Origin of the sequence: Cedecea sp. (assembly GCF_036500665.1) — a bacterium.
Classification (GTDB): domain Bacteria; phylum Pseudomonadota; class Gammaproteobacteria; order Enterobacterales; family Enterobacteriaceae; genus Cedecea.
Genome location: NZ_DASYBS010000056.1, coordinates 53863 through 65976, shown reverse-complemented (window position 1 = coordinate 65976; position 12114 = coordinate 53863). Strand labels below are relative to the sequence as shown.

The window sequence follows — 12114 nt, the reverse complement described above, 5'->3', positions numbered from 1 at the left end:
AGGCCTTATTGCACGCTAAGAAGCGGTTAAAGCGTCAGTAAACCAATAATTGTCACCACGGTCAGAATGGCGGCAAGCCCGTAAAATACCCATTTCCCGGCCGGGACATGGATTTTCAGGTCATGCATCGCATGGTGAATACGGTGCAGGCCACACCATAATGGCAGCACAATCATCAGCAGCAGGAACAGGCGGCCAACCCAGCTGTGGGCGAAGGCATAGACACGGTCAAAGCTCAGGGCGTCGCCCGGGAACAGGCCAAGCGGCAGCATGATGCCGACCAGCAGCACGATGACCGGTGCGAAAATCGCACCCCACATGCCGCCTGCGCCAAACAGGCCCCAGAATACCGGCTCGTCGGAGCGTTTTGGATTTTGATTGATCACGGCAGCCTCCTTACCAGAACAGTGCTATAAGCAGCACGACGACAGTCACCAAAGCAGTGACGACCCACAGTCCTTTGATGACCGGCTCAGGTCCCATTTTTTCGCCCTTCACGATGATGTTAGCGGCCTTCGGCGCCAGCTCAAACCACGTTTTGGTATGCAGCACGGCGGCCGCCAGGGTGATGAGGTTGAGGATAATCACAATCGGGTTTTGCAGAAAACCGACGAAGCCTGCCCAGCCTTCCACGCCGTGTTTCAGCGAAAAAAGTCCGTAAATCAGCACAATGCTGAACCAGACGGTGGGTACCGAAGTGCCTTCACGCAGCATATAAAAACGGTAGAAGCCCAATTGCCGCCACCAGGTTGGCGCCATGGGGCGGACATAAGGCTTACGTTTCGTAGTCATGGTGCACTCCTTAGCGTGGTTTCAGGGTAGCAATCAAAAAGTCTTTCGAACTTTCGACTTTGCCCTGCTGGATGGCTGCAGCCGGATCGACGTGTTTCGGACAGACTTCGGAGCAGAAGCCGACAAAGGTGCAGCTCCACACGCCATTCTGCCCGTTAAGCTGCGGCATACGCTGTTTCTTGCCGTGGTCGCGGCTGTCCAGGTTGTAACGATGGGCGAGGGTGATAGCTGCCGGACCGATAAACTCAGGGTTAAGGCCAAACTGCGGGCAGGCGGCGTAGCACAGCCCGCAGTTGATGCAGCCGGAGAACTGATGGTATTTCGCCATCTGTGCGGGCGTCTGCGTGTTCGGCCCCTGGTCCGGCGTGCGCGAGTTGCCGATAATATAAGGCTTAATCGACTCCAGGCTTTCGATAAAGTGAGTCATGTCGACCACTAAATCGCGCTCAATCGGGAAGTTAGCCAGCGCTTCAACCTTGATGCCGTTGGTGTATTCGCGCAGGAAGGTTTTACAGGCCAGTTTCGGCACTTTGTTGACCATCATGCCGCAGGAGCCACAAATCGCCATACGGCACGACCAGCGGTAGCTGAGGTCTGGCGCAAGGTTATCTTTGATGTAACCCAGCCCGTCCAACAGCGACGTTTGTTCGTCAAAAGGCACCTCGTAGATTGCGCTATGCGGCTTGCTGTCCGTCTCCGGGTTGTAGCGCACAATCTCAATCTTCAGGGTTTGCATCTCAGCCATTTGCCTTCTCCTTTTTCTCAGCGTCTTCCGCTTCTGCGCCGTACACGCGTTTTGCCGGAGGCAGCGTGGTGATCTTCACATCGCTGTACTCAAGACGGGTTGTACCGTCGGCATCGCGGAAGGCCAGCGTATGCTTAAGGAAGTTGACGTCATCACGCTCGGTACAGCCTTCATCCAGACGCTGGTGAGCGCCGCGTGACTCTTTACGCGCGATGGCTGAGTGCGCCATACATTCGGCAACGTTCAGGCCGTGGCCCAGTTCGATGGTGTACAGCAGGTCGGTATTGAAAACGCTGGAGGTGTCGGTAATGCGCACGCGCTTGAAGCGTTCCTGCAGCTCTGCCAGCTTGTCGACGGTCTTTTGCATCAACTCCGGCGTGCGGTAAATCCCGCAGCCTTCTTCCATAGAAAGCCCCATCTCGTCGCGGATTTTCGACCAGTTTTCGTTGCCCTCCTGGTTGACCAGCTGCTTCAGTCGACCTTCAACATCGGCAGCCTGAGCGCTCAGCGCAGCGTCGTTTGCCGGCTGTGCCTGAGCGGCGCGCGCCATCGCCTGCTCGCCCGCGAGACGGCCGAACACCACAAGTTCCGCCAGCGAGTTAGAGCCAAGACGGTTGGCCCCGTGCAGGCCCACGGAAGAACATTCACCTACTGCGTAAAGCCCTTTGATGCGGGTTTCGCATTTAGTGTCGGTTTCAATCCCGCCCATGGTGTAGTGCGCGGTCGGGCGGACTGGAATAGGCTCTTTGATTGGGTCGACGCCGACATAGGCTTTTGCCAGTTCGCAGATAAACGGCAGGCGCTCAAGCAGCTTTTTCTCGCCCAGGTGGCGCAGGTCGAGGTAAACCACGTCACCGCGCGGGGTTGATATGGTGTTGCCTTTGCGCCACTCATGCCAGAAGGCCTGAGACACTTTATCGCGCGGGCCGAGCTCCATGTATTTGTTCTTCGGCTCGCCGAGCGGGGTTTCCGGCCCCATGCCGTAATCCTGCAGGTAGCGATAACCGTTTTTGTTTACCAGAATGCCGCCTTCGCCGCGGCAGCCTTCGGTCATCAGGATGCCGGAGCCCGGCAGCCCGGTTGGGTGATATTGCACAAACTCCATATCGCGAAGCGGTACGCCGTGGCTCAGCGCCATGCCCATGCCGTCCCCGGTGACGATGCCGCCGTTGGTGTTGTAGCGATAAACACGTCCGGCACCGCCGGTGGCCATCACTACCGCGTTGGCGCGGATCTGCACCAGCTCGCCTTCCATCATGTTCATCGCGACCACGCCGCGCGCCTGGCCGTCATCGACCAGAATGTCGAGGACGAAGTGTTCGTCGAAGCGTTGAATTTGCGGGAACTGAAGGGAGGTCTGGAACAGCGTGTGGAGCATATGGAAGCCGGTTTTATCGGCGGCGAACCAGGTACGTTCGATCTTCATGCCGCCGAAGCGCCTGACGTTGACGCTGCCGTCCGGGCGGCGGCTCCACGGGCAGCCCCACTGCTCAAGCTGGGTCATTTCGGTTGGGCAATGGTGGACAAAGTAGTCGACCACATCCTGCTCACACAGCCAGTCGCCCCCGGCAACGGTGTCGTGAAAATGGTAGTCGAAGCTGTCGTGATCCTGCGCGACGGCAGCGGAACCCCCTTCGGCGGCAACCGTGTGGCTGCGCATTGGGTAGACTTTGGAAATCAGAGCGATTTTTGCCTGTGGATTAGCCTGGGCTGCCGCAATGGCTGCTCGTAGGCCTGCTCCGCCGGCGCCTATAATGGCGAGATCGGCTTGAAAGGTTTGCACGACATTCCTCCAGATTGTAGTAATTCGCAAAGCTATACGACCAAAGGGTATTCACCGTCAGAAAGGCGGTGGCTGCGAAAGGTGTATCCCTGCTCCTTTTTAGGTAGATGAAGTATAACCGGAGGGATTTTAGGGAAATTTGATTTGCTCGATTTTTTTGCCGATCTGTGTGCTGATTAATTACTTCTGTTAATGAATTGCGTCACAAAATTAATTTTTGAAATGGTGTAATGCGAAGAAAAAAACGGCGGCTGGGGCACGAGAAAAAGTTTGCTTAGGCCCTGCCAGTAAGCGCCGAAACTAAAATTCTCTGCGCAAAATTTGTCTCCTTTCTGTGATGCGGGTAGACTTCTCGGCCTTGCATAAATACGGAGACTTTCTCATGAGCGAAACGGCCACCTGGCAGCCGAGCGCATCCATCCCCAACCTGCTAAAACGCGCCGCCATTATGGCGGAGATTCGGCGCTTCTTCGCCGACCGCGGCGTTCTGGAGGTGGAAACACCCTGCATGAGCCAGGCGACGGTAACCGACATCCATCTGGTGCCGTTTGAAACCCGTTTCGTCGGTCCAGGCCACTCTCAGGGCATGAATCTGTACCTGATGACCAGCCCGGAATATCACATGAAGCGCCTGCTGGCGGCGGGCTGTGGCCCGGTGTTCCAGCTGTGTCGCAGTTTCCGTAATGAAGAGATGGGGCGTCATCACAACCCGGAATTCACCATGCTCGAGTGGTACCGTCCGCACTACGACATGTACCGCCTGATGAATGAGGTGGATGACCTGCTGCAGCAGGTACTGGAGTGCGGTGCCGCAGAAAGCCTCTCTTATCAGCAGGCATTCCAGCGTCACCTGGACATTGACCCGCTGTCTGCCGACAAAACCCAGCTGCGTGAAGCGGCGGCGAAGCTTGACCTGAGCAACATCGCCGACAAAGAAGAAGACCGGGATACGCTGCTGCAGCTTCTGTTCGCCATGGGCGTAGAGCCGCAGATTGGTAAAGACAAGCCGACTTTCGTTTATCACTTCCCGGCAAGCCAGGCGTCTCTGGCGCAGATCAGCACCGAAGATCACCGCGTGGCGGAGCGCTTTGAGGTGTACTTTAAAGGGATTGAGCTGGCGAACGGCTTCCACGAACTGACCGACGCGCGCGAACAGCAGCAGCGTTTTGAGCAGGATAACCGCAAGCGTGCAGCACGAGGCCTGCCGCAGCAGCCGGTAGATGTGAACCTGTTGGCGGCGCTGGAAGCGGGTATGCCGGACAGCTCCGGCGTGGCGCTGGGCGTTGACCGCCTGATCATGTTGGCGCTGGGGGCGGAAAGCCTCTCCGAGGTTTTAGCCTTTCCCGTCGATCGCGCTTAACGCTCGAAGGAGAGTGGCCCCACATTTGGGGCCATTTTTTTAGCCCATGCTTACATAGCCCACCGCAGGTTATTTCTGCGTGTTCATTTGATAAACTGCGCGCCATGCTAACGATAAAACGAATTACCGACCGCCGCTCCCCGTATTTTGAATGCGTGGACGAGCTGTATGAAAGCGCCTTTCCCCGGCATGAAAAACGCCAGCCCGACGCAAAAGTCAGCGCACTTGCCAACCCAAACTACAGCCTGCAGGCGTGGTTTGACGGCGAGCAGTTTGTCGGCATGATTGGCGCATGGGGCTTCGGCGATTACGCCTATATCGAACATCTTGCCGTCAATGGCCAACTGCGCGCACAGGGCTATGGCAAACGCATGCTGAGCCAGTTTTTACAGCTTTACCCGCAAACCATTCTCGAAATCGATCCGCTGACCACCGAGATCGCCCATAAGCGGCTGCGCTTTTACCAAAGCCTCGGGTTTAGCGAAAACGCGTACTTGCATTTCCACCCGACCTACCATGCGGACATTCCCGACCATCAGCTGATCGTGCTGAGCTATCCGCAGCCCATCGACGCGGCGCGGTATCAGCGATTTTTTGACGATCTCAGCCGCGTCGTGATGGAGCGCAGCGTTTAAACCACCCTTCGTTTAACGTGCTCGCCGGCCAATCACCGCCGGGCACTGACGTATTTTTTGACCAGGACTTGATTGATGGATATCACCACGCTTTTTCTTTATGTCATCGCCGTTAGCGCGGTCATGGTGACGCCCGGCCCGTCGATGCTTTTGGCGCTCAATAACGGGGCGACTTACGGGATGCGCATTGCGGGCTACGGCTTTCTCGGTGCGGTACTTGCCGACCTGTTGCTGATTGGTGCCGTAGGCTGTGGACTGGGCGCGTTGTTGCAGGCTTCCGAGCAGCTGTTTGCGGTGGTGAAGTGGGGCGGTGCGCTTTATCTGGTGTATCTGGCTTACGTGCTGTGGCGCGCCCCTGCTAAGGCTCTAAGCGTGAGCGCGTCGGCGGCGGTAGCAACGGGCAAGACGGCGTTTTTACGTTCGCTGATGGTCGGTTTATCCAACCCGAAAGGGCTGCTGTTTTTCTCGGCCTTTTTACCACAGTTCATCCGCCCGCAGGAGCCGGTGGCGATGCAGTACATGATTCTGGCGCTGGTCAGCGCAATTATCGACTGCATTATGATGACGATTTATGCCTGGGGTGGCCGCCATGCGATGCGTAAGTTTTCCGCTAACGTGATGCGCTGGGTGAACCGCAGCTGTGCGGGAATGCTCGCCGTGCTGGCGGTGGGCGTGGCGCTTTATCGACGCAGTAATTTGACCTGAAAAAGGTCAGAAGATATTGAGCGCTGGCCGCGGAGAATATCGGGCCAGCGCTAGCGTCTTAGCTTTCCTGCGCTTCGGCGAGTTCGCGAAGGTAGGAGAAGATCTGACGGTAGGACTTAGGCGGCTTGTTGGCCGCTTTTTCTTTTTGCGCGTTACGGATAAGCACGCGCAGCTGCTGGCGGTCGGCCTGCGGATAAAGTCTCAGGACTTCGCTCATCGCCTCGTCGCCTTCTTCGACCAGGCGGTCGCGCAGCGCTTCCAGCTTGTGGAACAGCGACACCTGCTGGTTGTGGCGGTTTTTCAGCTTGTCGAGCGCCTGACGGATCGGATCCATATCGCGAGAACGCATCATCTTGCCGATCAGCTGTATCTGGCGGCGACGTCCTTCTTTCTTAATACGCTGCGCCAGTTCAATCGCGGCACGCAAATCGTCGTCGAGCGGGATTTTTTCCAGGGCATTTTTGCCCAGTTCCATCAGCTCAACGCCCAGATGTTTTAGCTCTTCGGCGTCGCGCTTAATCTCACTTTTACTGACCCAGATAATTTCATCATCTTCGTCTTCATTTTCATTATCGGGCACGTCGTCGAGCCAGTCTTCGGGCTGCTTGGTCATATTAGGCTCCTTAAAAAAGTTGACGCGGATATTACCAGCAATGGGGCTGCACTGCGAAATTGTTCTGATCCTGTTAGACTTGAAAGACTCACCTTACATTATGGCAGTAGCAATGAAAGTAAACACGCAAGTAGCACAACAACGTCAGGTTCTGGAGCAGGCGGTTTCACAGGCGCTGGAGCTAGCGAAAGGCAAGTCAGACGGCGCGGAAGTTGCGGTCAGTAAAACCACCGGTATCAGCGTCAGCACCCGCTACGGTGAGGTGGAGAACGTCGAATTCAATAGCGATGGTGCGCTTGGCATCACCGTTTATCATCAAAATCGCAAGGGCAGCGCTTCGTCTACCGACCTTAGCCCGGACGCGATAGCGCGTACCGTACAGGCGGCGTTGGATATCGCGCGCTATACCTCACCGGATCCTTACGCAGGTGTGGCGGACAAAGAGCTGCTGGCCTTCGATGCGCCGGATCTGGATCTCTTCCACCCAACGGAAATTGACCCGGAGCGCGCCATTGAGCTTGCCGCGCGTGCGGAAAACGCGTCGCTGAACGTGGACAAGCGTATTACCAACACCGAAGGCGGCAGCTTTAACAGCCATTACGGCATTAAAGTCTTCGGCAACAGCCACGGCATGCTGCAAAGCTACTGCTCTACTCGTCACTCTCTTTCGAGCTGCGTGATTGCCGAAGAGAACGGCGACATGGAACGCGATTACGCCTATACCATTGGCCGCGCGATGGAAGACCTTAAGTCTCCTGAATGGGTCGGGGCCGACTGCGCGCGCCGCACGTTGTCCCGCCTGTCGCCACGCAAGCTGTCCACCATGAAAGCGCCGGTGATTTTCGCCAATGAAGTGGCGACCGGGCTGTTCGGTCACCTGGTCGGCGCGATTGCGGGCGGTGCGGTGTACCGTAAATCAACTTTCCTGCTGGACTCCCTCGGCAAGCAAATTCTGCCGGAGTGGCTGACCATTGAAGAGCATCCGCACCTGCTGAAAGGCCTGGCTTCAACGCCGTTCGACAGCGAAGGCGTGCGCACCGAACGCCGTGACATCATTAAAGATGGCGTGCTGCAGCAGTGGCTGCTGACCAACTATTCCGCGCGTAAGCTTGGGCTGAAAAGTACCGGCCATGCGGGCGGCATCCACAACTGGCGTATTGCCGGCCAGGGCCTCGGCTTTGAGGAAATGCTGAAACAGATGGGCACCGGTCTGGTGGTGACCGAGCTGATGGGGCAGGGCGTAAGCGGCATTACCGGCGACTATTCTCGCGGTGCGGCAGGCTTCTGGGTTGAGAACGGTGAGATCCAGTATCCGGTGAGTGAAATCACCATCGCCGGTAACCTGAAGGACATGTGGCGCGAGATAGTTACTATTGGCAACGATATAGAAACACGTAGCAACATTCAGTGTGGTTCAGTCTTACTTCCGGAGATGAAGATAGCCGGTCAGTAAAGCAATGTGGCGCGCCCTGCCGCGCCCGTTTCTCATATAAAAAAGATAAAGGTGAGTGAATGCGTAAGCAACTGATTGCAATGTTAGCAGTATCATCCGTTTTGTTGTCCGGCGTCGCTTTTGCGAAAGACGTTGGCGACGACATGGACATTATCGCCAAAAACTACAAAACCGTGCTGAGCACCAAAGATGCCGCCGAGCTGAAAACTTCACTGGGCAACATGCGTGAAGCGGCTCTGGATGCGCAGAAAGGGACGCCGCCAAAGCTGGAAAATGAAGCAGCCGATAGCGCCAACATGAAAGAGTACCGCCACGGGTTTGATATCCTCGTGGGCCAGATTGACGGTGCGCTGAAGCTGGCCAACGAAGGCAAAGTGACAGAAGCCCAGGCAGCTGCCGCTGACTTCAAAACCACGCGCGATACCTACCACAAGAAGTTCCGCTAAGATTTAAAAACGGGCGGGTTATTCCCGCCCGCTCTTGTTACCGCAATGCTCTCACCGCGCGTTCCAGCGCATCAATATCGTTATTGCTCAGCAGGGGCTGAATAGCCTGAAAATGCGCGTCGCTTAGCTGATAAATTTGCAGCTTCAGCAGCCGCTCAATCACTCCGGGTTCGAAACGCAGGGCGATCGGTTTGGCCGGGTTGCCGCCGACGACGCTGTAAGGTGCGACGTCTTTCGTCACCACGCTGCCAGCGGCGATAATCGCGCCTTCGCCAATGGTCACGCCAGGCATAATCATTGCCCTCATGCCTATCCAGCATCCATCGCCAAGCGTCGTGTCGCCTTTGGCGCGGTAGGCGTCTTTGATGGTCTCGATAAAGGGGTAAAGAGAGAACCAGTCGCCTCGGTGCGTGTGGTTGCCGCCCATCAGGATCACCGCCTCGGCGGCGATACAGACGTAATCGCCAATCCACAGCTGGTCAAGTTCGCCAATGGGCTCCCAGGCTCGACTCACCGCATCACCCTGCAGGTAGCGCACCGCGCTTTGCTCAAAACCGCTATCCCAGCAGTCGCTGTAATAACTGTGCTGGCCTTTGATATGAATATTGGGGTTGGTCACCGTTTCGTGCAGGTATTCGACCTGAGACCAGTGTTTTTCAGTCTGTGACATGTTTTTTCTCACAACAATAGTATGCCGACGGAACAACGTTCCGTTTCAATTTGCAGACGGGAATGTGTGAGCGCGCTAAGCGATGCGCGGCTGTTTCAGCAGAGGATTGTTGAGGATTGTGGTGAGTAGCATGACGTTAAAACCTGTATTGAAGACCCGCTAACCTTAACACCGGCGGCGGCAGAGTTCACTTTTTTCCTCCCTCGTTTTTGTGTAGCGCACCCTGGACATCTTCGCCTTCTACCTCGATCACAAAACGGGTAATCCATTATTACTCTAAGGCTAATGATTGGTTCCTGAGCTTAATTGATAGCCAACCCGGCGTGGCGCACACTTTTAACCAGACTAAAGCCAATCAAAATGATTCGCTGAATCAGGAGGTTAATAATGAGTGCTAGCCAAACGCCTGCCCGCGTCTGGAACACACGCCGCACCGAGAAGCAGCGGCGAATGGCGTCCAGCAACGTACAGGGCAAGGTGATCCCGACCGGGGACCTCGTCGGTGTAATGGAAAAGCTGATTGCGCCGGGCGACCGGGTGGTGCTGGAAGGAAACAACCAGAAACAGGCAGATTTTCTCTCCCGCATGCTGGCGGAAGTCAGCCCGCAAAAAGTACACGATCTGCATATGATCATGCCGAGCGTCGGTCGCAGTGAACACCTTGATATTTTCGAAAAAGGCATCGCCCGCAAGCTCGACTTCTCTTTCTCCGGGACCCAAAGCCTGCGCATTTCTCAGCTGCTGGAAGACGGGCAGTTAGAAATTGGCTCGATTCATACCTATATCGAACTCTATGCGCGCTTATACGTCGATCTTGCGCCTAACGTCGCGCTCATCGCCGGGTATAAAGCTGACCGTAAAGGCAACCTGTACACCGGGCCAAGCACCGAAGATACGCCAGCGCTGGTTGAGGCTGCCGCCTTCCACGACGGGATCGTTATCGCTCAGGTTAATGAGCTGGTCGACGATGATTGCGATCTGCCGCGCGTGGACATTCCCGGCTCCTGGATTGACTACGTGGTGGTTGCCGATAAGCCGTTCTTTATCGAACCGCTGTTTACTCGCGACCCGCGCCTGATCAAGCAGGAACATATCCTGATGGCGATGATGGCCATTAAAGGCATTTACGCCGAGCATCAGGTGCAGTCCCTGAACCACGGGATCGGCTTCAACACCGCTGCCATCGAGCTGCTGCTGCCCACCTACGGCGAACGGCTTGGCCTGAAAGGCAAAATCTGCAAGCACTGGACCCTGAACCCACATCCGACGCTGATCCCGGCGATTGAAAGCGGCTGGGTGGAGAGCGTGCATTGCTTCGGCGGCGAGCTGGGGATGGAAGAATACATCCGCGCTCGCCCGGATATCTTCTTTACCGGTGCCGATGGCTCCATGCGCTCTAACCGCGCTATGTGCCAGCTGGCAGGGCAATACGCGGTGGATATGTTTATCGGTTCGACCCTACAGGTTGATGGCCTGGCGAACTCTTCTACCGTAACGCGTGGCCGCCTGTCGGGCTTCGGTGGCGCGCCAAATATGGGCCATGACCCGCACGGTCGTCGCCATGCCACGCCGGCCTGGCTGAACATGATAACTGAACCTGACCCGATGCAGCGCGGCAAAAAGCTGGTGGTGCAGATGGTTGAAACCTTCCAGGCGGGCGTGAAGCCAACCTTCGTAGAAACCCTGGATGCTGTTGAAGTGGCTAAAACCTCCGGTATGCCGCTGGCACCGGTGATGATTTACGGTGACGACGTAACCCACGTGCTGACCGAAGAAGGGATTGCGTACCTCTACCGCGCGGAGAGCCTGGAAGAGCGACGTGCGATGGTGGCAGCGGTGGCTGGTATCACCGACATTGGCCTGGGCGTTGACGCTAAGCGCGTCGCGGCGCTTCGCCAGAGCGGCAAAGTGGCTTACCCGGAAGACATGGGGATCCGCCGCAGCGATGCGACTCGTTCCCTGCTGGCGGCAAGTAGCGTGGCCGATCTGGTCGAATGGTCCGGCGGTCTCTACAACCCGCCGGCGAAATTCCGGAGCTGGTAATGAAATTACATCCACAGAAAGGCGTTGAGGCAGGGGCGGGCTGGCTGGCAAGGGCGGCAACCCAAAGCCTGATTGAAGAAGCCCGTCTGAGCCCAAAACCCGGTCTGGTGGACAGCCGGGGGAATGGCGCCCATCACGATCTCAGCCTGGCGCTGATGGAGCGATCGGCCCACAGCCTGACCCCGACATTTCATGATCTGGCATTACAAAGCTGGGAACGTCCGGCAGACGTCGCGCTGCGCCAGCTGGTAGGGCGCCTGGGGCGCGAAGGGGAGCAGCAGATGATGGCGGCGACCTGCGGGGTGAACACCCACCGGGGCGCAATCTGGGCGCTTGGGCTGCTGGTTTCCGCCGCCGCTATGCACGGCATGACGGGCAGCAGCGAGGAGGTTACCGCTACGGCAGCACGGCTTGCTGCGCTCCCGGATGAGGCGGCGCCGAAGAGCTTTAGCAAAGGGTTGAGAGCCACAAGACGCTACCGCGTACCGGGCGCACGAGAAGAGGCTCAGCAGGGTTTTCCTCACGTTATGCGTCTCGCGCTGCCTCAGCTCCGCCATAGCCGCCAGTCCGGAGCAACCGAAGGCGAGGCGCGTATTGACGCTCTGATGGCGATTATGACTTCGCTGTCAGATACCTGCGTGCTCTCTCGCGCCGGGTTAGCCGGCCTGGAAACGATGCAAAACGGTGCCCGCAGCGTGCTGATCAACGGCGGTATCTCGCGCCAGGAAGGCCGCTATGCGCTGGACGTGCTCGACCGCAACATGCTGGCGCTAAATGCCTCACCGGGCGGGGCGGCTGATTTGCTCGCCGCCACGCTGCTGCTGGACCGCATCGCCAACGATGCTACCCCGCTTCACTCACTTATTTAA

At 57.1% G+C, this 12114-nt stretch carries 13 protein-coding genes; 7 read left to right on the top strand and 6 right to left on the bottom strand.

Going from position 1 to position 12114, the window contains the following annotated elements; translation table 11 throughout:
* Positions 1-26: 26 nt before the first annotated feature.
* Genes frdD through frdA form a run of 4 tightly spaced genes read right to left on the bottom strand, consistent with a single transcriptional unit; the run spans position 27 to position 3320 of the window.
* Positions 27-386, bottom strand: a complete 360-nt coding sequence (gene frdD / locus VGM55_RS08965) for a fumarate reductase subunit FrdD (protein ID WP_331635273.1) — start codon at positions 384-386, stop codon at positions 27-29.
* A 10-nt stretch (positions 387-396) separates the two neighbouring features.
* Positions 397-792: a fumarate reductase subunit FrdC gene (frdC, locus tag VGM55_RS08960; protein ID WP_331635272.1), complete on the bottom strand. Its 396-nt coding sequence runs from the start codon at positions 790-792 to the stop codon at positions 397-399.
* Between the two features lie 10 nt (positions 793-802).
* Positions 803-1537, bottom strand: coding sequence for a succinate dehydrogenase/fumarate reductase iron-sulfur subunit (locus tag VGM55_RS08955; RefSeq protein WP_154189027.1), 735 nt, complete (start codon positions 1535-1537; stop codon positions 803-805).
* Positions 1530-3320 (bottom strand): fumarate reductase (quinol) flavoprotein subunit, encoded by a 1791-nt coding sequence (frdA, locus tag VGM55_RS08950; RefSeq protein ID WP_331635271.1) that lies wholly within the window; start codon positions 3318-3320, stop codon positions 1530-1532. The genes VGM55_RS08955 and frdA overlap by 8 nt, the downstream gene beginning before the upstream one ends.
* Before the next feature lie 382 nt (positions 3321-3702).
* Here frdA and epmA point away from each other — a divergent pair, with 382 nt between their 5' ends.
* The 3 genes from epmA (at position 3703) to VGM55_RS08935 (ending at position 6020) form a co-directional block, all read left to right on the top strand.
* Positions 3703-4680, top strand: a complete 978-nt coding sequence (epmA, locus tag VGM55_RS08945; protein ID WP_154189025.1) for an elongation factor P--(R)-beta-lysine ligase — start codon at positions 3703-3705, stop codon at positions 4678-4680.
* Between the two features lie 104 nt (positions 4681-4784).
* On the top strand, positions 4785-5315 hold the full coding sequence (locus tag VGM55_RS08940) for a GNAT family N-acetyltransferase (RefSeq protein ID WP_331635270.1): 531 nt from the start codon (positions 4785-4787) through the stop codon (positions 5313-5315).
* 75 nt (positions 5316-5390) lie between these two features.
* Positions 5391-6020, top strand: a complete 630-nt coding sequence (locus tag VGM55_RS08935) for a LysE family translocator (protein ID WP_008453726.1) — start codon at positions 5391-5393, stop codon at positions 6018-6020.
* 58 nt (positions 6021-6078) lie between these two features.
* Here the strand turns inward: VGM55_RS08935 and yjgA are convergent, their stop codons facing one another.
* Positions 6079-6633, bottom strand: a complete 555-nt coding sequence (gene yjgA, locus VGM55_RS08930) for a ribosome biogenesis factor YjgA (RefSeq protein ID WP_154189023.1) — start codon at positions 6631-6633, stop codon at positions 6079-6081.
* A gap of 100 nt (positions 6634-6733) precedes the next feature.
* On the opposite strand from yjgA, the gene pmbA reads away from it, so the two are divergent.
* Both pmbA and cybC read left to right on the top strand, forming a co-directional pair.
* A complete protein-coding gene (gene pmbA, locus VGM55_RS08925; protein ID WP_061274665.1) occupies positions 6734-8086 on the top strand; it encodes a metalloprotease PmbA in 1353 nt (450 codons plus the stop codon).
* A 59-nt stretch (positions 8087-8145) separates the two neighbouring features.
* Positions 8146-8532 carry a cytochrome b562 gene (gene cybC, locus VGM55_RS08920; protein WP_061274581.1) on the top strand — a complete coding sequence of 129 codons (387 nt, stop codon included), beginning with the start codon at positions 8146-8148 and terminating at the stop codon, positions 8530-8532.
* Between the two features lie 37 nt (positions 8533-8569).
* On the opposite strand, the gene VGM55_RS08915 is transcribed toward cybC, so the two are convergent.
* On the bottom strand, positions 8570-9202 hold the full coding sequence (locus VGM55_RS08915) for a CatB-related O-acetyltransferase (RefSeq protein WP_331635269.1): 633 nt from the start codon (positions 9200-9202) through the stop codon (positions 8570-8572).
* 387 nt (positions 9203-9589) lie between these two features.
* On the opposite strand from VGM55_RS08915, the gene mdcA reads away from it, so the two are divergent.
* Both mdcA and VGM55_RS08905 read left to right on the top strand, forming a co-directional pair.
* The gene (gene mdcA / locus VGM55_RS08910) at positions 9590-11245 is read left to right on the top strand and encodes a malonate decarboxylase subunit alpha (RefSeq protein ID WP_154189021.1); all 1656 of its coding nucleotides are present in this window, start codon (positions 9590-9592) and stop codon (positions 11243-11245) included.
* Positions 11245-12114, top strand: coding sequence for a triphosphoribosyl-dephospho-CoA synthase (locus VGM55_RS08905; RefSeq protein WP_331635268.1), 870 nt, complete (start codon positions 11245-11247; stop codon positions 12112-12114). Before mdcA ends, VGM55_RS08905 begins: the two co-directional genes overlap by 1 nt.